The sequence below is a fragment of the Vitreoscilla stercoraria DSM 513 genome (genome assembly GCF_000382305.1).
GTDB lineage: Bacteria > Pseudomonadota > Gammaproteobacteria > Burkholderiales > Neisseriaceae > Vitreoscilla > Vitreoscilla stercoraria.
This window is the reverse complement of the sequence record NZ_KB908021.1, coordinates 32,053-53,770: the sequence shown is the minus strand read 5'-3', so window position 1 is coordinate 53,770 and position 21,718 is coordinate 32,053. Positions and strand designations below refer to the sequence as shown.

At 44.8% G+C, this 21,718-nt stretch carries 20 protein-coding genes; 12 read left to right on the top strand and 8 right to left on the bottom strand.

The genetic code is table 11. The features are described 5' to 3' along the window. Nucleotides 1-107: 107 nt before the first annotated feature. From hemG to H150_RS0103890, 3 genes are all read right to left on the bottom strand, one after another. Nucleotides 108-632 carry a menaquinone-dependent protoporphyrinogen IX dehydrogenase gene (hemG, locus tag H150_RS0103900; protein WP_019957745.1) on the bottom strand — a complete coding sequence of 175 codons (525 nt, stop codon included), beginning with the start codon at nucleotides 630-632 and terminating at the stop codon, nucleotides 108-110. 75 nt (nucleotides 633-707) lie between these two features. Beyond that, nucleotides 708-1,169: a YaiI/YqxD family protein gene (locus tag H150_RS0103895; protein WP_019957744.1), complete on the bottom strand. Its 462-nt coding sequence runs from the start codon at nucleotides 1,167-1,169 to the stop codon at nucleotides 708-710. 121 nt (nucleotides 1,170-1,290) lie between these two features. Next, on the bottom strand, nucleotides 1,291-2,208 hold the full coding sequence (locus H150_RS0103890; protein ID WP_019957743.1) for a LysR family transcriptional regulator: 918 nt from the start codon (nucleotides 2,206-2,208) through the stop codon (nucleotides 1,291-1,293). A gap of 175 nt (nucleotides 2,209-2,383) precedes the next feature. On the opposite strand from H150_RS0103890, the gene H150_RS0103885 reads away from it, so the two are divergent. From H150_RS0103885 to H150_RS0103865, 5 genes are all read left to right on the top strand, one after another. Further along, complete coding sequence (locus H150_RS0103885; protein ID WP_019957742.1) at nucleotides 2,384-3,427, top strand: cupin domain-containing protein; 1,044 nt, start codon at nucleotides 2,384-2,386, stop codon at nucleotides 3,425-3,427. A 75-nt stretch (nucleotides 3,428-3,502) separates the two neighbouring features. Then, on the top strand, nucleotides 3,503-4,744 hold the full coding sequence (locus H150_RS0103880) for a 3-hydroxybenzoate 6-monooxygenase (protein ID WP_019957741.1): 1,242 nt from the start codon (nucleotides 3,503-3,505) through the stop codon (nucleotides 4,742-4,744). After that, nucleotides 4,725-5,375 (top strand): maleylacetoacetate isomerase, encoded by a 651-nt coding sequence (maiA, locus tag H150_RS0103875; RefSeq protein WP_019957740.1) that lies wholly within the window; start codon nucleotides 4,725-4,727, stop codon nucleotides 5,373-5,375. Before H150_RS0103880 ends, maiA begins: the two co-directional genes overlap by 20 nt. 35 nt (nucleotides 5,376-5,410) lie before the next feature. Beyond that, the gene (locus H150_RS0103870; RefSeq protein WP_019957739.1) at nucleotides 5,411-6,115 is read left to right on the top strand and encodes a fumarylacetoacetate hydrolase family protein; all 705 of its coding nucleotides are present in this window, start codon (nucleotides 5,411-5,413) and stop codon (nucleotides 6,113-6,115) included. Nucleotides 6,116-6,253: 138 nt separating this feature from the next. Next, entirely contained in the window at nucleotides 6,254-7,615 is a 1,362-nt protein-coding gene (locus H150_RS0103865; protein ID WP_019957738.1) for an MFS transporter, read from the top strand. A gap of 90 nt (nucleotides 7,616-7,705) precedes the next feature. Here the strand turns inward: H150_RS0103865 and H150_RS0103860 are convergent, their stop codons facing one another. After that, the gene (locus H150_RS0103860) at nucleotides 7,706-8,308 is read right to left on the bottom strand and encodes a helix-turn-helix domain-containing protein (protein ID WP_019957737.1); all 603 of its coding nucleotides are present in this window, start codon (nucleotides 8,306-8,308) and stop codon (nucleotides 7,706-7,708) included. A 400-nt stretch (nucleotides 8,309-8,708) separates the two neighbouring features. Between H150_RS0103860 and H150_RS0103855 the strand changes: the two genes are divergently transcribed. Beyond that, complete coding sequence (locus H150_RS0103855; protein WP_019957736.1) at nucleotides 8,709-8,894, top strand: hypothetical protein; 186 nt, start codon at nucleotides 8,709-8,711, stop codon at nucleotides 8,892-8,894. A 54-nt stretch (nucleotides 8,895-8,948) separates the two neighbouring features. Here H150_RS0103855 and H150_RS0103850 read toward each other — a convergent pair whose 3' ends face one another. After that, the gene (locus tag H150_RS0103850; protein WP_019957735.1) at nucleotides 8,949-9,233 is read right to left on the bottom strand and encodes a hypothetical protein; all 285 of its coding nucleotides are present in this window, start codon (nucleotides 9,231-9,233) and stop codon (nucleotides 8,949-8,951) included. Nucleotides 9,234-9,392: 159 nt separating this feature from the next. On the opposite strand from H150_RS0103850, the gene H150_RS0103845 reads away from it, so the two are divergent. Next, nucleotides 9,393-9,926, top strand: a complete 534-nt coding sequence (locus tag H150_RS0103845) for a YaeQ family protein (protein ID WP_019957734.1) — start codon at nucleotides 9,393-9,395, stop codon at nucleotides 9,924-9,926. Between the two features lie 69 nt (nucleotides 9,927-9,995). Here the strand turns inward: H150_RS0103845 and H150_RS0103840 are convergent, their stop codons facing one another. Both H150_RS0103840 and H150_RS0103830 read right to left on the bottom strand, forming a co-directional pair. Then, entirely contained in the window at nucleotides 9,996-11,183 is a 1,188-nt protein-coding gene (locus H150_RS0103840) for a polyamine ABC transporter substrate-binding protein (protein WP_026353449.1), read from the bottom strand. Between the two features lie 348 nt (nucleotides 11,184-11,531). Continuing rightward, entirely contained in the window at nucleotides 11,532-12,689 is a 1,158-nt protein-coding gene (locus H150_RS0103830; RefSeq protein ID WP_040755654.1) for an extracellular solute-binding protein, read from the bottom strand. 408 nt (nucleotides 12,690-13,097) lie between these two features. On the opposite strand from H150_RS0103830, the gene H150_RS0103825 reads away from it, so the two are divergent. The 5 genes from H150_RS0103825 to H150_RS0103805 are packed head-to-tail and all read left to right on the top strand — an operon-like array spanning nucleotide 13,098 to nucleotide 20,795. Then, entirely contained in the window at nucleotides 13,098-14,495 is a 1,398-nt protein-coding gene (locus H150_RS0103825; RefSeq protein ID WP_026353447.1) for an SWIM zinc finger family protein, read from the top strand. Beyond that, the gene (locus H150_RS0103820) at nucleotides 14,492-16,099 is read left to right on the top strand and encodes a DUF5691 domain-containing protein (RefSeq protein WP_019957729.1); all 1,608 of its coding nucleotides are present in this window, start codon (nucleotides 14,492-14,494) and stop codon (nucleotides 16,097-16,099) included. Before H150_RS0103825 ends, H150_RS0103820 begins: the two co-directional genes overlap by 4 nt. 14 nt (nucleotides 16,100-16,113) lie before the next feature. Further along, nucleotides 16,114-17,199 carry an ATP-binding protein gene (locus H150_RS0103815; RefSeq protein WP_019957728.1) on the top strand — a complete coding sequence of 362 codons (1,086 nt, stop codon included), beginning with the start codon at nucleotides 16,114-16,116 and terminating at the stop codon, nucleotides 17,197-17,199. Between the two features lie 36 nt (nucleotides 17,200-17,235). Next, nucleotides 17,236-19,626 carry a DUF5682 family protein gene (locus H150_RS0103810; protein ID WP_019957727.1) on the top strand — a complete coding sequence of 797 codons (2,391 nt, stop codon included), beginning with the start codon at nucleotides 17,236-17,238 and terminating at the stop codon, nucleotides 19,624-19,626. Next, nucleotides 19,623-20,795, top strand: coding sequence for a VWA domain-containing protein (locus tag H150_RS0103805; protein WP_019957726.1), 1,173 nt, complete (start codon nucleotides 19,623-19,625; stop codon nucleotides 20,793-20,795). The genes H150_RS0103810 and H150_RS0103805 overlap by 4 nt, the downstream gene beginning before the upstream one ends. 59 nt (nucleotides 20,796-20,854) lie before the next feature. Here the strand turns inward: H150_RS0103805 and H150_RS0103800 are convergent, their stop codons facing one another. Continuing rightward, complete coding sequence (locus H150_RS0103800) at nucleotides 20,855-21,592, bottom strand: proteasome-type protease (RefSeq protein WP_026353446.1); 738 nt, start codon at nucleotides 21,590-21,592, stop codon at nucleotides 20,855-20,857. Nucleotides 21,593-21,718: the final 126 nt, after the last annotated feature.

Below are 21,718 nucleotides of genomic sequence, written 5' to 3'. Positions count from 1 at the left end.
GTCAATGCAAGTAAAAGCGTCCTGTAAGAAAGTTTACAGGACGCTTTTTAGCCATTTGATTTGATCATCTCATCTTGATGTTCAATGAGTTTTTAATATCAATGTCATCATGGCTGAACCACAAGTTCACCCAATTGTTTGACTTTCTCCCAATCCGTAAACTCCATTTCTTGCACATCTGAGCTGACATTTTTATTGAAACTCATCACCAATTTCATCAAATATTTGTCCACAATATGGTATTTTCGATAAGCCAATTCGCCTGCAAAAATGGCAATGTGTTGGGGTTGCCATGAACAGTTTGCGAATAATTTTTGAGTATAAGGATGGGTTGCAAACGTGGATTTTTCAGCTTTGGCTGCGAGAATGCTGACACTGTAAAAATACGAGGGTTTTTGGTTTAATATTTCGGTATGGGTGTCGATAAAGCGGTGTACGGCTTTGGCATAATGCCCGTAACGAATAGACGCACCGATGACAATCACATCATAAGCATCCCAATCAAGCGTGGGCGTTTGTTCAATATTGAACAAATCTACCTTACAGGACGCTTGTTGCCATTGGCTTTGCAAAGCGTGGGCGATTTTTAAAGTTTGACCGAAACGGCTAGAATACAAGACAACAATGTTCATTTTTCAGCTCTAACAATACAATAAATGGGCTTAACTTCAATCTCGGCATGTGCCAAACAAACAGCCATATTCTGCTTAATGCGCACGCTGCTCTCGCTTAATCGCCTGTATCACGCGGTCTAAACCAGACAAAAATTTAGAACGGTCGCGCGGTGAAAATGGGGCAGGACCGCCGCTGACTTGCCCTGCTTCACGCAATTCTTTCATCAATTCTCGGGTTGCCAAAGCATTGCCTATCATATTGTCAGTAAACTCATCACCACGCACATCCAAAACACGGGCTTGCTTTTTTAAGCAGCGATCAGCCAAAGGAATATCGGCGGTAATACAAATATCGTGTGCTTCAATATGTTCGACAATCCAATCATCCGCCACATCCAATCCCGATGGCACGACCACCATTTGTATCAGTGCGTGCATGGGAATATTGAAGCCTTTATTGGCCACCACTTTGACAGGTAATTGATAACGATTGGCCACTTTATACACTTCGTCTTTGACAGGACAACCATCGGCATCAATGTAAATTGTTAACATCTGTTTTCCAAAAATCATTTACAGCAGCCATCATAAGTAGGACAGCACAATCTTTCAATGAATAAATCATGCGGCAACATTCTAATAGCTTTAATGAATACCGCTGCAAAATTGCTGTTTTTTACAGGACGCTGTTATGATGACCATGATGAAACAATTGAAAACAAACTTGGCGCAACCATTGGTTTTCAGGGCTGTTGTGCATGCGCTCATGCCAGTGTTGTTTGACGCTATACGTAGGCAAAGCATAAGGCAGTGGCAATGCTTTGATGTGACCACGAGACAACAACAAATGGCTCAAACGCTCTGGAATGGTGGCAATCAATTCGGTTTCTTGAATCACCAAGCCAACACCCAAATAACTGGGCAGCTTCACCACAACATTGCGCTTTAAACCCATTTTCCGCAATTCGCTCTCCACCAAATAATGCCCTGTTCCATGTGGCACAATTTCAATATGGTTTTCATTTAAATAAGCTTCCACACTCAATTCGTTGCCTTGTATGCGCGGATGATATTTGCTCACCAAGGCGACATAGTGTTGCTTAAATAAGGTTTGTTGATAAAACCCCGCTTCCAATTGTGGAATGAACCCGATGGCCAAATCCACTTCTCCCGTACTCATTAAGCCCGGTAAATTGCTGTTAATGGGCACCACATTGATGCGAATGTGTGGCGCATGATGTTTCAAATACTCTACCAATTTTGGAATCATCTGCAAATGGCTAATATCGGTCATGCTGAGACAGAATTCTTGGCTAGACACCGCAGGATTAAACGCTTTGCGATATTCGTTCACCGCCCGAATTTGTTCCAATGCCTCATCCACCATCGGTGCCAATTCTTTGGCAATGTCGGTTGCCTCCATCCGATTGCCGACACGCACAAACAATTGATTTGAGAAATGACTGCGCAACTTATTCAGACCAATGCTGGCAGCAGGTTGCCCAATATTGAGCTTCACCGCGGCTTTAGAAACACTGCCGTTGCGAAAAATGGCTTGAAAAAGTTGCAATAACCGAACATCTACATCAAACATGACCAACAGTCTCGCTTCAAAGATATTAAAAATATTAATACAGATTATTGCTTTTTGGCTATGGAAACAAGTGTTTTGAATTGCTACATTACAAACCTGCAAGCACAAACACACACGAAATTTAATGCATCACCTTGATTTTTAACAATTTGGTGAATTTCAATAAGGAAAGCAAATGGAAAACTTGGCCACTTTAGCAGATTTGCCAAAAGAATATGTCACTGACTTAGAGCAAAAAAATTTGGTACCGCTTTGGCCAAGTTTGCGCGATGTGATGCCGCCTGAAACACCGCGTCCACGCACTTTAGCCACTTGCTGGAATTTTCAAGACATTCGTCCATTGCTGTTACAAGCGGGTGAATTGACCCCAATTGAAAAAGCCGAACGCCGTGTGTTGGTGTTGGCCAATCCAGGTCACGGCTTGGAAAACATGCGTGCCAGCTCGATTATTTACTTGGGCATGCAATTGTTGTTGCCGGGCGAATGGGCTCCATCTCACCGCCATACGCCTAACGCGGTGCGTTTGATTGTGGAAGGCGAAGGCGCTTACACCACAGTTGAAGGCGAAAAATGCCCTATGGAACACGGTGACTTGATTTTGACCCCATCTGGCATGTGGCACGAACACGGTCACGATGGCGACAAAGAAGTGATTTGGTTGGATGTGTTGGATTTGCCATTGGTATATTACTCTGAAGCCACTTACGTTCAAGGCAGCGACGGTCAAAGTATCCACAAAACCGCCACTGACACCATTTACGGCGGCGGCATTGTGCCGAGCAAACATTTCCAACGCGCAAGCAGCACCACACCGATTATGCGTTACAAATGGTCTGATGCCAAAAAAGCTTTGGAAACCATGGCACAAGTGGAACCTGACAGCAATATTTTACAGGTCGCTTATGTCAATCCTGAAACAGGTGACGATTGCCAAAAAATCATCGGTTACAGCGCCATCATGTTGCGCCCGAACGAAAGCGTACAATTGCCACGCCGCTCTTGCGCGATGGTTTTCCACATCATTGACGGTGATGTCAAAGTGGATGTGGATGACAAAGCTTTCCAAATGACGCGTGCTGACACCAGTGTTGCCCCTGCTTTTGGTCATGTGACTTTGACCAACTTGCGCCATGAAGCAAGCTTTGTGTTTGTGGCTGATGAAGCCCCATTCCAGAAAAAATTAGGCTTGTATTCAGAACGCGAACGCAACGACCAATAATCTCTATCCAAGCGCCCTGTAAAACAGGGTGTTGCATACACAATAAGACACACAATAGAAGACAAGGAACGAATCATGACAACGGAAAAACAACCGATTTTGATTGCAGGTGGCGGCATTGGTGGTTTTGCAGCAGCGTTGGCCTTGGTCAAACAAGGCTTTCACGTCAAAGTATTTGAACAAGCCCCTGAAATCGGTGAAATCGGTGCAGGCATCCAATTAGGCCCCAATGCGTTTCATGCTTTTGATGCTTTAGGCATTGGCGATGCAGCGCGTAAAGTTGCCGTTTATACCGATTATATGGTGATGCATGACGCCATCAATGCCTATCAAGTTGGCAAGATTCCGACCGATGAAAAATTCCGTGAGCGTTTTGGCAATCCTTATGCAGTCATTCACCGTGCCGATGTGCATTCTTGTTTGGTCAATGGTGCTAAAAACTCAGGTGAAGTAGAAATCATCACCAATTGCCGCATTCAAAGCGTTGATCAAGACGAAAATGGCGTGAGCATTGTTGACCAAAACGGCAATGTATATACAGGTCGTGCTTTGATTGGTGCAGATGGCGTGAAATCGATTGTGCGTGAAAAATACGTCGGTGACCCTGCTTTGGTCACAGGTCATGTGGTTTACCGTGCGGTGGTGCCAAAAGAAGATTTCCCTGAAGAATTGCGTTGGAATGCGGCATCTATTTGGGTCGGTCCTAATTGCCATTTGGTACATTATCCATTGCGTGGCGGCGAAGAATACAATGTGGTCGTGACTTTCCACAGCCGTGAGCAAGAAGAATGGGGTGTGAAAGACGGTAGTCAAGAAGAAGTATTCAGCTATTTCAAAGAAGTGTGTCCACTGGCGCACAAATTGATTGAATTGCCAAAAACTTGGAAACGTTGGGCCACTGCTGACCGTGAACCAATCGACACTTGGACGTTTGGTCGCATCACATTGTTGGGCGATGCTGCACATCCAACCACACAATACATGGCGCAAGGTGCTTGTATGGCGATGGAAGACGCAGTAACCTTGGGCGAAGCTTTGCGTGTTCACAACAACGACATCGACAAAGCCTTTGATATGTACCAACGCGCTCGTGTGGCTCGTACGGCTCGCATCGTTTTGTCTTCGCGTGAAATGGGCAAAATTTACCATGCTAAAGGCGTACAGCGCATGATACGCAATGATTTATGGCGTGGTCGCTCACCTGAGCGTTTCTATGATGCAATGGAATGGTTGTACGGCTGGAACGTTAACAACTGTTTGGATGCAGCACAACACTACACTGGTAAGGCACAAAACAATGAGCATGAAACTGTATAATTTTTTTAGAAGCGGCACTTCTCATCGCACCCGCATTGCTTTGAATCTAAAAGGCTTGGATTACGAGTATGTGGCAGTGAGTTTGGGCAAAGAAGAACATTTACAGGACGCTTTCAAAGCCATCAACCCTCAAGGTTTGGTGCCAGCTTTGGTCTTGGAAGATGGTACGACTTTGACACAAAGTCCTGCAATTTTAGAATGGATGGAAGAAACCTTTACCGATGTGCCATTGTTGCCAAGCACTGCCATTGAGCGTGCGCGTGTGCGTGCGATAGCGGCTTTGGTCGGTTGCGACATTCATCCGATTAACAACCGCCGCATTTTGGAATATTTGCGTGGTCAGTTGCAGCAGCCTGAAGAAGAGGTATTGAAATGGTGTGGTGAATGGATCAGCGCAGGTTTTGAAGCTTTGGAAGCTTTGCTGGCGCAAGACAAAAATCGTGGCGATTTTTGCTTTGGCAACAGCCCGACCTTGGCAGACGTGTATTTGATTCCACAAGTGGAATCTGCTCGCCGCTTTAATGTGGATTTAAGCCCATACCCTAATATTGTTGCCATTGACAAACATTGTATGCAGTTGAAAGCATTTGCCGATGCTGCACCGTTTGCACAACCTGATGCACCGAAATAATAAACCCTGTTGTTTTACCCATGAAGGAAGTCTCAATGTCTTATGCATTTGAACCGATGTCTATCGTAGGTTTGCCGATTCACGGCAGCGATGATTTGTATCCTGTACGCCGCATTTACTGCGTTGGCCGCAACTATGCTGCCCACGCTCGTGAAATGGGTTTCGATCCCGATCGTGAACCGCCATTTTTCTTTTGCAAACCCAACGATGCACAATCGATTGTTCCTGTCAAAGCAGGCGAAACCATCGACTTGCCTTACCCTAGCCAAACCTCTAACTACCATTATGAAATCGAATTGGTGGTTGCCATTGGCAAAGGTGGTAAAAACATCAGCGTAGAAGAAGCTGCTGCTCACATCTTCGGTTATGCAGTTGGTTTGGACATGACGCGTCGTGATTTGCAAATGAAAATGCGTGAAATGGGTCGTCCATGGGAAATCGGTAAAGCATTTGATTACTCTGCGCCTATCGGTGCCATCCACCCTATCGCTGCCACTGGCGAATTGAATGTTGCTGACATTCATTTGACTGTGGACGGCCAAACGCGCCAACGCAGCGACATCAACCATTTGATTTGGAACGTGGCTGAAACCATTTCTAAATTGTCTGAGTTGTTTGAATTGCAAGCAGGTGATTTGATCATGACTGGCACGCCTGAAGGCGTAGGTGCGGTGAAACAAGGTGAAACCATGCACGCTGAAGTGGCTGGTTTGAGCCCAATTACAGTCAAAATGATTTAATCCATCATCATTGCTTGACCTCAGAAGCCAACAGCAAACTGGCTGTTGGCTTTCTTTGTGCCCTACGGTTTCAAAATAATAAAAATACACATTAAAAATCAATTAATTATAAAAATAAACCAATCAAAGGAAACTACCATGAAGACTAACGAACAATCTATGGACGTACAACAGTTCATAGACTCTCAACCACTTTCTCTCACCCAAAAACTGATCATTGCCTTGTGTTTTTGGGTCGTTGCTATTGATGGCTTCGATACTGCTGCGGTGGGTTTCATTGCCCCAGCGTTAAAAGACTTGTGGCAATTGCAATCGTCTCAATTGGCACCTTTAATGGGTGCTGGCTTATTTGGTTTGATGTTGGGCGCTTTGATTTTTGGCCCATTGGCAGACAAAATTGGTCGTAAACCGATTTTGGTGGGCTCGGTATTTGTGTTTGGTGCTGCCAGTTTGGCTTCGGCTTACTCGCCTGATTTAACCACTTTGGTCATTTTACGTTTTATCACAGGCTTAGGCTTGGGTGGTGCGATGCCTAATGCCATTACATTGACCTCTGAATATTGCCCAACTTTGCGCCGCTCGTCTTTGGTGACTTTAATGTTCTGTGGCTTTACCGTAGGTTCTGCCTTCGGCGGTATTGTATCGGCACAATTATTAGATGTAGTCGGCTGGGAAGGCATTTTGATCATTGGTGGTATTTTGCCATTGGCAACTTTACCATTGTTAATTTGGTTGCTGCCTGAATCTTTGCGTTTTATGGTATTGCAGAAAAAACCTCAAGCCAAAATCGATGCCACAGCCAAACGTTTGTTGGCAGACAAAACCCAAGCTTTGCCTAAATTGGTGGCTTCCATCAATGAAAAAGCCAAAGTCAGTGTAAAAGAATTGTTCAGCAAAGATTATGCCATCGGTACGATGCTGATTTGGACTTCGTTCTTCATGAGCTTGTTAATCATTTACTTGATTTCAAGTTGGATGCCGACCTTATTGCGCAGCGCTGGTTTTGATTTGAAAAATGCATCATGGATTACCTCTGTCTTCCAAATTGGCGGTACGATTGGTGCCATCGCTTTGGGTTATATGATGGACAAATTGGGCGCGTCTAAAACCTTGTGCGCTGCGTACATTTTAGGTGCAGTCTTTGTCGTATTGGTCGGTCAAGGTATCAACAATTTGAACATGACATTGTTGTTAATCAGCATGTTTGGTGTGGGCGTTGGCATCAGTGGCTCACAAGTGGGTGCCAATGCATTTTCTTCGGCATTTTATCCGACTCATTGTCGTGCCACAGGCGTCAGCTGGGCCAATGCCGCAGGTCGTTCAGGTTCGGTTTTAGGTTCTTTGGTAGGCGGCTGGTTGATGCAAATGCACATGAATGCAGCTCAAATCATGGGTTTATTGGCCATTCCTGCGTTCATCGCCGCTTTTGCATTCTTCTTACTGAGCCGCCGCATGAACAAACAACCAACACTCAATGCCACTTTAAAACCAGCCAAATAATTTTATTTTGGCGTTATGCTCTTTGTCTCATTTAAAAAGCGTCCTGTAACTGTTTACAGGACGCTTTTTTTCAATCATTTCATCACCGCTTCATTGCTCATGAAAACTGTCGGTATAGATAATAATGGACAAAAAAACAATCGGAAAATGGGACAACGCACCCGGTCCATGTGGTGTATTGCCATCAAACGTCAATGAATCTCCGGGCTGTAACACATAGGTATGTTGTCCATGGCGGTATTCCATTTCACCGCTGAGCATGTAAATAAACTCCGTGCCTGGGTGATCGAAATCAGGAAATTCTTCTGAATCATCGTGAATTTGCAAAAAAAACGCTTCAAAATATTTTTTCGGACCATGATCATAATTGAGCAAATGATAAGAATGGCCGCAACTAGTACCACGACGCACCACCTCCATGCCTTGCCCTTTTTTGACAAACTGAGCGCTGTCGCCTACATTGTCATAACCACGAAACAAATGCGACACAGAAACACCCAAAGCGTTGGCAATACTGACCAAGCTGTCTAAACTTGTGGTGGTTTGTGCATTTTCAATTTTTGATAACATGCCACGACTGATACCTGCCAAATCAGAAACATTGGCAATGGTTAACTTATTTTCTAGGCGAATGGCACGAATGGTTTTACCCAAATGCTGCGCCAAATCCAAGGTTTGATTCGTTTTGTTCACCGATATCCCCTTATATCATCATGTGTCATGGTTTCCGTTGCCTACTTATTTTTAACATACTAACACAATGGCAATCAACTCTAACAAACAGCATATTAACGACCAATTTCACCACATAATTGATACCAAATGTCTGTGAAATTAACAACATATTCTGATAAGACTCTATTTTTTAACCAATTCATCTAAATTGATACCTTAGACATAAAAATGTTGCACCGCACCCTTTCGCATTGTGCATAAGACACGTATATTATCTATAAACAAGAACCAACTTACTTGCAAAGACTCATCACCTATAGTCTGGCACCAAGATGATTTTTGACAGTGCCAAACGCTTGCTGTATGGGATTACTTTTGTCAGTGATACATTCAACCAACAAGAACGTTAGGAGTGAGTATGATGTATCGACCGAACAGCTCTCGAGCTGAGCGCATCAGAATTCAGGATTCTACTGAAGCCCACATTCGCTTTTTGTTTCACAACCTCCCCCATCCTAAACCCACGGACAAGCAAAAACAGTTGGCCACTCGGCGCATTCAAGCAAGCGTAGACAAACATTATTTGGACACCATTAGCGATTGATTGAATGTATGAAAAAAGCCACCGTTGACGGTGGCTTTATGTTTTCACCATGGTTTAACCGCAAGACGCGCGAATGATTTGTTTGGTTGGCACATCAATGATGACATTGACACGGTCTAAGCGTTGGTCTTTGGTAACGGGTTGATTGGGTAACATGCGTCGTACCATATTGGCACCTGTGATTTCCTTGATTTGGGCATCATTCAGATTGCTTCTACCGACCAAAGCCGCCGCACCATCAGAACGACAAGCAGAATATTGCGCTGGCTGACCTGACGATGCACACGCTGACAAAACGCTCACAACAAGCACCAAAGCGCTCAGTAAAATGGTTTTCATAAATGCGTCCTTAAAATAAAAATCAATTGTCATCTGACTTTATTCAAGATTAATAGTTTCCCATCATATTGATTGGACAGATACAACCATCAAATTCATGACAAATCAGCGCAAATCGGCTATGCTTAAGCCCCAAAAATCTTGTGATAAAACATTCTCATGGCATTAAAAGCAACCATTTACAAAGCCACCTTGAACATCGCCAATGTCGATGAACATCTTTACGAAACCCATCAATTGACGATGGCGCAGCACCCTTCTGAAACCATCGAACGCTTGATGGTACGCTTATTGGCCTTTGCACGTTTTGCGCATGAGCGTTTGGAATTCACCAAAGATTTGTTTGAAACCAATATGCCTGCTTTGTGGCAACAAGATTTAACTGGCTTAACCGAGTTGTGGCTAGAAGTCGGCTTACCAGATGAAGACAAAGTCAAAAAAGCCAGCGCCCGTTGCCAAAAAGTGGCCGTCATCGCTTATGGCAGCATGGCAACCGATTGGTACCAAAAATCCAGCAAATTGAAAACTTTGCGCAATGTAGCAGTATGGGCATTGCCAACAGAAACCACCGCCGCTTTAGAAACGTTATGCGAACGCACGATGGATTTGCAATTGAATGTGATGGATGGTGAATGGACTTTGATCAGCGATCAAGGCAGTGTCATCATTGATTGGCAAGTATTACAAGCTTAATCAGCCATATCCAATATAAACAAGCGTCCTGTAAACTTACAGGACGCTTGTTATTTGCATCTTTGACTATCACACGCCTTTTTTAATGTCTTGCCACATTCGGGTAGCGGTTTTCAACGCATCCGCTTCCATTGGCAAATACATAAAGCCTTTTTCCAAATCTTCATCGTTTGGAAAAATCGAACGGTTTTCCGTATATTCTTTTTCCATCAATTCTTTGGCAGCCTTGCTCGCAGGCGCATACGTCACATAATTGCCATTTTTAGCGGCAACTTGCGGTGCCAAAGTGTCGTTAATGTATTTGTGCGCATTCAACACATTGCTAGCGTCTCGCGGAATCAAAAATGCATCCATCCACACCCCAAAACCTGTTTTCGGCACCAAAACTTCAATATTGACCTTGTTTTTGGCTTCTTCAGCTCGGCGTGCCGCAATATTCAAATCGCCACCATAACCCAAAGTCAAACACAAATCACCACGCGCCAAATCATCAATATAACCTGAGGAACTGAAACGGCGAATGTCCGGACGCACTTTTTTAATCAAATCCGCAGCAGCTTGTAAATCTTCTTTGGTTTGGCTGTGAGGGTCTTTGCCCAAATAATTCAAAGCCAATGGAAACACATCAGAAACGCTGTCTAAAATACTGATACCACATGATTTTAATTTATTGGTATATTCAGGCTTAAAAAGCAAATCCCATTGATTCTCTGGCAAAGGCGTGCCACCTAAAGCTTGATTGACCTTATCCACATTAATGCCCATGGTATTCATGCCCCAAAAATAAGGAATACTATATTCCCCTGTGGGATCAACCTCTTTTAAAAACACCATCAATTTCGGATCAATCTGAGATAAATTCGGCAATAAACTTTTGTCTAATTTTTGATAAGCGCCTGATTTGATTTGACGCCCAATATAAGTATTGCTTGGCGTGACCACATCATAACCCGATTGCCCTGTCAAAACTTTGGCTTCCAAGGTTTCGTTGCTGTCATATACATCGTAAACCACTTTAATGCCTTGGGATTTTTCAAAGTCTTTGACCGTCTCAGGGTCGACATAATCAGACCAATTGTAGATTTTCAGCTCCGCAGTCGTCGGTAAATTGGATGCAGGAGCACTGGATGCTGCCGTGTCGCTGCTTGCCACAGATGCCGCCGTTGGTGCCGTTTTATTGACGTCTGCCGAACCACCACCGCCACATGCAGCCAGAATCGTCAAAGTTATCGCCGAGATTGCCCACGCTTTTGTCATACCCATAACACGCTCCCCCATCTACAGTTTGAATTCACAGTGATGCTGCTTAATGCCATTGATATATTTGATTTGATTAAACGTGGTTTCCATCCGACAGGCAAGCCTAAAACCCTAACCTTGCCATTTTGTGGCAATATTTTGCACCCAAATTGGCATTTTTTCGCTTTTGATTCAAATATCTAAACCATGAACAAGGCTATGTGTTGATTTGTCGTAATTTCTCCAAAATTAAAACTTAAGCAATTGTTTATGATTAAAATATATCCACTCAAATTGAATATTAAATGCAACAAATACCGATAAAAAAGCGTCCTGTAAATTTACAGGACGCTTAATAAGGTTGATTTATTCGCCACGTTTTTTAACTTCTGTCCACAATGCTTCAGCAGCAGCTTCGGTTTCAGGGGTCAAAGCCACATACATGAAACCATTTTTCAAATCCGCATCGGTTGGGAAAATCGAACGATTGTCAGTATATTCTTTTTTCATCAATTCTTTTGCAGGCTGGCTAGCAGGCGCGTAAGTGACAAAATCACCATTTTGCGCCGCGATTTTGGCATCCAAAGTATGATTAATATATTGATAAGCATTGGCCACATTCACGGCATTTTTTGGCATCATTAAAGTATCAATCCACACACCAAAACCACTTTTTGGTACCAATATCTCAAGATTGACGCCTTTATTGGCTTCTTGGGCACGAGCTCTGGCAATATTCAAATCACCGCCATAACCCAAAGTCAAACACAAATTGCCATTGGCCATGTCATCAATATAGCCCGAAGAGCTGAAACGGCGCACATCTGGACGGATGTTTTTAACCAAATTAGCAGCGGCCTGTAAATCTGCTTGGTCTTGGCTATTTGGATTTTTACCCAAGTATTTCAATGCCAATGGAAAAACCATAGACACACTGTCTAACACGCTGATACCACAAGATTTCAACTTATTGGTGTATTCTGGCTTGAACAACAAATCCCATTCATTTTCTGGCAACGCACCACCCAAAGCTTCTTCCACCTTATCTTTGTTAATCGCCAAGGTATTCACACCCCAGAAATAAGGCACGGCATATTCATTGCCAGGATCGACTTCTTGCAAAAAGCCTAACAATTGAGGATTAATATTTTTATAATTGGGAATCAAGCTTTTATTGATTTTCTGATACTCACCTAAGTCAATATGGCGGCTGACAAAATGGTTGCTCGGACCTACCAAATCATGATTGATTTTGCCTGATTGCATATATTGCAACAATGCTTCCGTACTGTCATAAAAATCCAAGCCCACTGTGACGCCTTGCGCTTGTTCAAATGCCTTCACCGTTTCAGGGTTCACATAATCAGACCAATTGTAAATTTTCAACTCAGCCGTGGCTTCAGGCAACGCGCTGATGGCGGGCACACCCGCTGGTTTGGTTTCGGTTTTTTCAGCGGCGGGCTGATCATTACAAGCGCTTAACAACATCATCAGCAATGCCGATGCAATCAGTGTTTTCTTCATGATGACTCCTTTATGTTCAAAATCCAACAAATACACAACATATAAATAATTCATATAATGGGAATAATATGGCCAAATATTTTTCTGTTTTTACAAAAAACATGGTTTTTTATACCATATAAATACCATATTACAAAAAGATATCGCTCATGACAATGCATTCTAAAATAGAAATAATTTTATTAAAAAACCAGTTATTACACTAAAATTAAAAACTTTATTAATAAGAAAATATTAGCAAAAACCCTCGGTTTTACAGAGAATAAAAATGACATGATAGTTTTCCAACCACATATACATATTTTTCATTAAAAATTCTTGTAAGCATGAAGTGGTTAGTGCTATACATACATCCATTTCACGCAATGCATTCTTTTATCTCTCATTAGCTTGGCGCAGGAGTGTATTTTGAATTCGGTTTTAATGACGGCCGATGAGGTTTTAGCCTTATCACCAGATGCAGCCTCCATCAAAGCAGCCAAAGGCTTAGCCAAGCCTGAAAAATGGAGCCACCTAGGTCAAAAAGACACCGCAGTTTGGGGGGCTTGTCAAGGCAGTGGCAGCTCACCGTATCAAACCCAAGTCGACTTGTCTGGCCCCTCTTTCAAATGTTCTTGCCCTAGCCGCAAATTTCCCTGCAAACATGGCTTGGCCTTATTGCTGCTGCGCACCAACCAACAGGTCACATCCTCTGACACGCCACCAGCTTGGGTCAATGAATGGATGCAGACACGCCAAAAACGAGCACAAAAAAAAGAAGACAAGCAAGCTAGCAAAATCGAACAAGCCACCGACCCCGCAGCCACTGCCAAAAAAGAAGCACAACGTTGGAAAAAAGCACAAGCTGGGTTACAAGAATTGTCTTTGTGGTTGCAAGACACAGTCGATCAAGGCTTGGCACGTTTGTCACAAAACCAAACTTGGGCCAAACAAACCGCCACCATTGCCGCACACATGGTTGATGCGCAAATGCCCGCATTGAAAAACCGTTTGGAAGATTTAATCAGTATCATAGACACCCACCCACAATGGCCACGCATGGTTTTAAGCCAATTGGGGGACTTGCAATTGATTTTAGATGCGGCTGCACGTTGGGATGAACAAATCTTAGAGCCGCATCTGAAAGCCAAACTCAGCCAATATTTGGGTTGGAATATGGACAAAGCCGAAGTCATTGTTCAAGGCGAAGCGGTTAACGATGTTTGGCACGTCATCGGTTCGCGCCACATTCCATACGAAAACTTAACCGAACGCCATACTTGGTTGGTGAGCGCAGACTCTCAACGCCCCGCTTTCATTTTGGATTTTTCTTATCAAAATCGTGGCTTTGAACAATCTTTTTCCTTGGGTGCGGCTTATCAAGGCACGCTGCACTTTTACCACCATCAATTTGGCTTGCGAGCGGTCACAGGTTTGGATTGGTCGCCTGAACCTGCGGCAAATACAAAAGCATTGCTCGCGTCACACGCCAATATTGCCAACGCTTGGCCATACACCACACAATTGTTAGCCCACAATCCTTGGCAATCTTTGTGTCCGCTGTGGCTCAAACAAGGAACGCTACAACAATACAATGGGGTGTGGCATGTGGTTTTTGATGAACATCTCGAAGCCAAAGCCATGCCATTACAGCTAGCCGATGAATATGTATGGCGCTTATTGGCCTGTTTGCAAGCACATCAAGTCTTGTATTGGTTTGGTGAATGGCAACAAGCGACATTTCAATTGTTAAGCGTGTGGCAACATCAACCAGACGATGACAGTTTGTCCTGTTTGTGGATGATGCCGAAGGAGTTTCAAGCATGAGTGTGTTGTCTTTGAATGCTTTACTGCCTATTGCTTTAAGCGGCACGCAACACGCCAGCTTGCCACAATTTCACGAACCCAAAACCGCTTTATTGCAAGCCTTACAACAACACGCACACCCATCAACGGCGACACAATTATTGCGTTTGAGCGCAGTTGCCAGCCGTTATGAACGCATGGTTTATCAAGCACCCAAGCGTCCTGAAAACAGCCAGACGCTGTCTTTACCACAACAATCTCAAAACAGCCTAGAAGGCATCACACCTACTTTACACACGTTGTTTCCCAAGCCCAATCTGGCGCATTGTATTGCCATATGGCGTGAATTGGCGCAAGCGCAACGACATTTGCCAGCCAGCGTATTGCCCGACTGTTTGGAAATTGCATATAGCCACAGCGTCTTGCGACCTTGGTTAATGCCTATTTTAGGACCACAAGGTTTGTTTTTGGCACAGTGCAATCCCAAATGGAAGTTTGCCATCGGCACCGATGAACATGCTTCAGATGAAGAAGCGTGGCAATACGGCAGCGTCTTTCAACGGGTACAAGTGTTACAACAACAAAGACAACACCATCCACAGCAAGCACGTGAACGTTTACAGGACACGTTAGAACAAAAAAATCTTAAAGTGGCCAAAGAGCGCAAGCAATTGCTAGAAGTTTTGTGGCTGCATTTGTCAGAAGCAGACGAAGCTTTATTGGAGTTTTGTTTGGATGACCGCTCTAGCGAAGTGAGCCTCTTGGCCGCACAAATGCTGGTGAATTTACCTAACAGTGCTTTGAGCCAACGCATGCAAGCCTTATTGCCTTTGCTATTGCAACAAGATGCCAAAGGCAAGTGGCTGTTAGAACCTCTGGACATAGAAGCAGCTCCAGCACAATGGCAACGTGATGGCATTGCCATCAAACCGCCATCTCACCATCTTTTTGGCAGCCCCAAAGCATGGTTACTGCACCAAATGGTGCGCATGATTCCTTTGCAGGCATGGCAGCAATACACAGGGATGGATATCAATGCTTTGTGGCAATGGTCAGCCACAGGCGATGTCAAAATGTGGCAAGATGCATTGCGCAGCGCATGGAAAGAAGCCATTTTCATGAACATCTCTCAGGTCGATTTAAACCAATTGCCTAGCAAAATTTTATTGGATTTGCGCCACAACAATGTCTTACACAACATGCTCGTTCAATGTTCAGATAGTGATCAAGAGGCATTTTGGCAACAGCAATTGGGGCATATTTTATCTTTAGACGATGTCGTGACAGTCTATATTTTGCGGCCTGTAAACTTTTCATTGGAATTTTCTCAATTTCTCTACCAATTTATCACACAGCAATTGCAGCCATTGGCGACGAAAGAAGTGGATTTGAAATTGTACTCGTGGATTGCCAGCCACCAATCCACGCTCATCAGCTTGGTGTGGTTGCTGCATCCTGATGTGGCGACTAAATTGTCACAATTGCCATGGCCACGATACGACAATCAAGAGTGCATCCCTGATTATTGTGAAGAGCTGAACCAAAAATTATTGGCACAACAGCAGATGCGCACACAATGGCAACAAGCACTGGCAAATTGCCCAACCCATCCCTTTGAATCTTAATAGAAAGACTTTCCATGAGCGCACAACAGGTTTTGCGGCAGCACGCTGAAATCCAATTTGCCACCGAATTGGAGGCTTTAAAACATGTCGATGACCGTCCACGTCCAAGCAATTGGCAATTGTCGCCTTGGGCGGTATTGCAATATTTGATGGGTGGCGAATTGTCCAATGGTGTGAACATTTCAGCCAAATACATTGGCAATCCTCGCTTGATGGAAATTGCCATTGCCACTTTGGCCACAGACCGTGCATTGCTGTTATACGGCGTACCAGGAACAGCCAAATCTTGGGTGTCTGAGCACTTGGCCGCAGCCATCAGTGGGGATTCGACGATGTTGATTCAGGGCACTGCAGGCACCAGCGAAGAGCAAATTCGCTATGGTTGGAATTATGCTGAATTGCTCGCCAACGGTCCTTCCGAAAAAGCCTTGATTGCCAGTCCACTCATGAATGCCATGCAAGACGGCAAAATTGCCCGTATCGAAGAATTGACCCGCATTCCTGCTGATGTACAAGACACTTTGATTACGGTTTTGTCCGAAAAAACCTTGCCCATACCTGAACTCAACAGCGAAGTGCAAGCTATACATGGTTTTTCAGTGATTGCCACCGCCAACAATCGTGACAAAGGTGTGAATGAATTGTCCAGTGCTTTGAAACGCCGTTTTAACACAGTGATTTTACCTGTGCCTGACAGCGCCGAAGATGAAATCAAAATTGTCATGAAACGGGTCAGTGAACAAGCACAAGCTTTGCAATTACCGGGAGAACTGCCTGCTTTAGAAGAAGTGCGCCGTGTGGTACACATTTTCCGCGAATTGCGCAATGGTCAAACCGAAGATGCCAAAACCCGCCTCAAATCACCTACATCGACACTGTCTACTGCCGAAGCCATTTCTGTCATCAACAGCGGTATGGCTTTGGCCAGTCATTTTGGCGATGGCGTCCTGAATGCCCACGATTTGGCTTCAGGCTTAATCGGTGCCATTATCAAAGATCCGGTGCAAGACGCTGTGATTTGGAAAGAGTATTTGGAAACGGTGGTGCGCGATCGCAGCGATTGGAAAGATTTGTACCGTGCTTGTCGTGAGCAATTGTAAATCGGTGTCACACCACACATTCACAAAGGAATGTTGATGGCAACTACGTTTGAAGCGGTGCATTTTTTTGGCATACGCCACCATGGTCCGGGCTGCGCCCACTCATTGAAACAGGCTTTGGATGCCTTACAGGCCGATTGTGTCTTAATCGAAGGTCCGCCTGAAGGCGAAACCTTGTTAGATTGGGTAGGACACGAGGCTTTGGTGCCGCCTGTGGCGCTGCTTGTTTATGCACAAAATCAGCCTGAACAAGCTTCTTTCTACCCTTTGGCGGTGTTTTCACCCGAATGGCAAGCTTTGTTGTGGGCAAAGCAACAACGAGTACCTGTGCAGTTTTTTGACTTACCTCACACACACAAATTGGCATTGGAAACACAACAACAGCAACGTTTACAAGAAGCCAACACGCAAGATGACTCAACTTTGCAAGCGCCAGAAGATTTACAGGACGCTGTCAACGGGATATTGCCACCCTCACCAGATATGTCAGATTCGTCAGATGCAGCAGATGAAAACAGTATTGAAAATGACTATGCAGACCCATTGGATATGTTGGCACAGGCCGCAGGTTATGACGATGGCGAAACTTGGTGGAACCGTTTGGTAGAAGAGCGTCACAACAGCCAAGATGTGTTTGCCGCCATCAATGAAGCCATGACAGCAGTGCGCGAGCAAATCCCACAGCTGCACGCAAATTTTCAACGCCAATACTCAGAATCTTTGCGTGAAGCATGGATGCGCCAACGCATTCGAGCGGCCATTAAACAAGGTTTTCAACGCATTGCCGTGGTATGTGGTGCTTGGCATGTGCCTGCGTTGCAAGATGCCCAACACACAATCAAAGCCGATGCTGCTTTGCTCAAAGGCTTGCCCAAACTCAAAACCGAAACCACTTGGGCACCTTGGAGTTATCCTCACTTGGCGTATGCCAGTGGCTATGCCGCAGGCGTGGTGTCTCCGGGTTGGTATGAACACTTGTGGCAACACAAACACCTTGCCGCCACACCCACTCAGCGCACTGTCAGCTGGTTGCGCAAAGCAGCCATATTGATGCGCGAGCAAGATTGGGATTGTTCTTCTGCGCATTTGATTGAAGCGGCACGTTTGGCAGACATATTGGCCATCATGCGTGGACACGCCAGCGCCAGTTTAGAAGAAATCAACGAGGCCATCAGCACAGTCATCCATATGGGAGAGACTTTGCCCTTGCTCACCTTACACGAACAATTGACCATAGGCACGACTTTAGGACAAGTACCCGTAGCCATGCCTATGGTGCCTTTGCAAAATGACATTCATACCCAACAACAAAAACTGCGCTTAAAACCAGAAGCCTCCTACAAAACCTTGGCTTTGGATTTGCGCAAAGATTTGGATTTGGCGCGCAGCCACTTTTTACACCGTTTGGCTTTGCTTGGCATCACTTGGGCCAGCATCACTGACAATGAACAAAGAAATCGTGGTACGTTCCGCGAATCTTGGCGCATGGCCTGGCAGCCAGAAATGAGCATAGACATCATTGCCGCCAGCACTTACGGTACGTGTTTGGCACAAGCGGCGCACAATAAAATCATCAGCCTAGCCAAGCGTCCTGAAACCACATTGCAAACCTTGGCACAAGACTTGGACAACAGTTTATTGGCCAATTTGCCTTTGCTCGTTGCCGATTTGACCCGCCTCATCGAACAGCGTGCCGCTGTCACATTTGACATGAGCCAATTGCTGCAAACGGTTTTACCGTTGGCACAAGTGTTCCGCTACGGCAGCGTGCGCCAAAACGATCAAGATTTGTTGGCCAACATCATTGACAGTTTGATTGAGCGCATCGCCATCGGCCTGAAAGTGGCGTGCATGAATTTGAACAGCCCTAGTGCTCAACACATGCGCACGTGGCTGCTCGAAGCGCATCAAGCTGTTTATTTACGCCAAAACGACAACTTGACTCAATTGTGGCAACAAGTGTTGCAAGACACCATGCACAGCTTATTATCAGCCCCATTGTTGCGCGGCATGGCATGCCGCTTGTTGCTCGATGCCAAAGTATGTGAACAAGACAGCGTGGCTTTGGAGCTGTCTCGCAATTTGTCCGCTTCGGTTCCTGCTCTGGACGCATCAGATTGGCTACAAGGATTTTTAAATCAGCAAGCTTTGGTTTTGCTCCACCATGATTGGATTTTGCAAGCCATAGATGCTTGGGTCACACAATTGAATGAGGCGCATTTCATTCAAGTTTTGCCATTGGTAAGGCGTCATTTTGCCAATTTCAGCCATAGCGAACGCCAAAGCCTGAGCCAAAAAATCCAACAACCGATGACGGCCGTACCTGCTCCTCATACCACCAGCCCACAAGACACCGCCTTACTTAGCCTAGTCGACCCAATCTTATTGCAATTGTTTGGTTTACCTTCTGAAAGTTTGCCATCATGAGTACCGATATCACTCCAGAAGCACCACCTACCAACCACTTACAACGTTGGCGCTTGATTTTAGGCAGCGCCGCCAACCATCCTGAAACATCATTGTCAGCGGTGCATCAAAAAATGGATGCCGCTTTGGCGGCCTTATACGAAGATCAAAATTTGTCACGCCAAGGCGGACGCAACGACTCTGCACCGTATGTGAGCCAATGGCTGGGCGACATTCGCCAATATTTTCCTCAATCTACAGTTGAAATCATGCAACAAGACGCATTAGAGCGCTTGAATTTGACTGAATTGCTCTTGCATCCTGAAGTCTTAGAAAGCGTGCAAGCCGATGTGCATTTGGTTGCCAATTTAATGGCATTGTCGTCTGTGATTCCTGAAAACACCAAAGCCACTGCCCGTGCTGTGGTCAAAAAAGTGGTCGATGAGCTGTTACAAAAACTAGAAGAACCGATGCGCAGCGCTGTCAGTGGTGCCATAGACCGTAGCCAACGCAATCTGCGCCCACGCCACCAAGAAATCGATTGGCAACGCACCATTCGTGCCAATTTGCGTCATTGGCAATCAGAATATCGCAGCATTATCCCAGAAACCTTAATCGGTCACGGCCGCAAAATCCGTCGTCCACAACGTGAAATTGTATTAGCGATAGACCAAAGTGGCTCTATGGCCAATTCCATCGTTTATTCGGCCATTTTTGGTGCGGTCATGGCAAGTTTGCCAACAGTTTCGACCAAATTGGTCGTGTTTGATACTGCCGTTGTAGATTTGACCGAGCAATTAAGCGACCCCGTCGAAGTCTTGTTTGGCGTACAACTTGGCGGTGGTACCGATATCAACAAAGCCATAGGCTATTGCCAAGAAATCATTCAAGAACCACGCAATACCATTTTGGTGCTGATTTCAGATTTGTACGAAGGCGGTGTAGAAGCCAATTTGCTCAAACGCAGCGCCCAATTAATCGCCTCAGGCGTGCAAATGATTGCCTTGCCAGCGCTCAGCAATGAAGGTGAGCCTTGGTATGACAAACAATTAGCAACCAAACTAGCAGCTTTAGGTGTACCCACATTTGCCTGCACGCCCGATTTGTTTCCTGACTTGATGGCAGCCGCTATCAGGCGTGAAGATGTGGCCACTTGGGCTGCCAATCGCGGCTTTAAAATCGGCAAATAGCCCCAAAAAAGCGTCCTGTAAAGTTTACAGGACGCTTGCAATCTCATCGTACACATCCACTATTGCGTATAGTCTAATGGTATGTCATCAAAATCCATCAATAAGCGTACCAAACCACTGCCCCATTCTTGGCAAATTTGCAGCATATATTCATCATCTGCATGAATACGCCTTCCGTGTGGCATACGCAAACTGTCAACTTGATACACCATCAAATCAATCGGGAAACCCACCGACAAATTAGAACGAATCGACGAATCAAACGACAACAAGACGGCTTTTAAAGCCACTGCCAATTCAGTTTCATACGTTACCACCCGATCCAAAATCGGCTTACCGTATTTGCTTTCTCCAATTTGAAAAAATGGTGTGTCTTCTGTTGCGGCAATACAATTGCCCTCACTGTAAACCGAATACAATTTGGGCGCTTGCCCTCTGATTTGCCCTCCAACCAAAAAATTGCTGCCAAAAGTGACTACTTCTTGCTGCGCAACCTTAGCCGCTTGTTTGGCAATTTGGCAAGACAACACGCCAATCAAATCTGCGACATCGAATAAAGTTGGCACATTTAAAACTGTTTTTTCCATTTGACCGTGTATGTCTTGCTGTAAACGTTCAATTACCGCTTGAGAAGTCGCCAAATTGCCTGAAGTGAGAATAAAAATATTGCGCTCACCCTCGTTTTGAAAACAAGTCATTTTTTTAAAACTGGCAATATGATCCACTCCCGCATTGGTACGGGTATCACTGGCAAAAATCAGTCCATGCTTTAAGTTTAACGCAACACAATAAGTCATGGTTTTTCTTTCAAAATAAGGTAAGAAATCCATCCAACCCATGATTTTTTATAAAAATATCAACAGATGAGGAAATTTTGCGTATGCATTGTGTACATTTACAATCGCACTGACCATTTTGTTTGG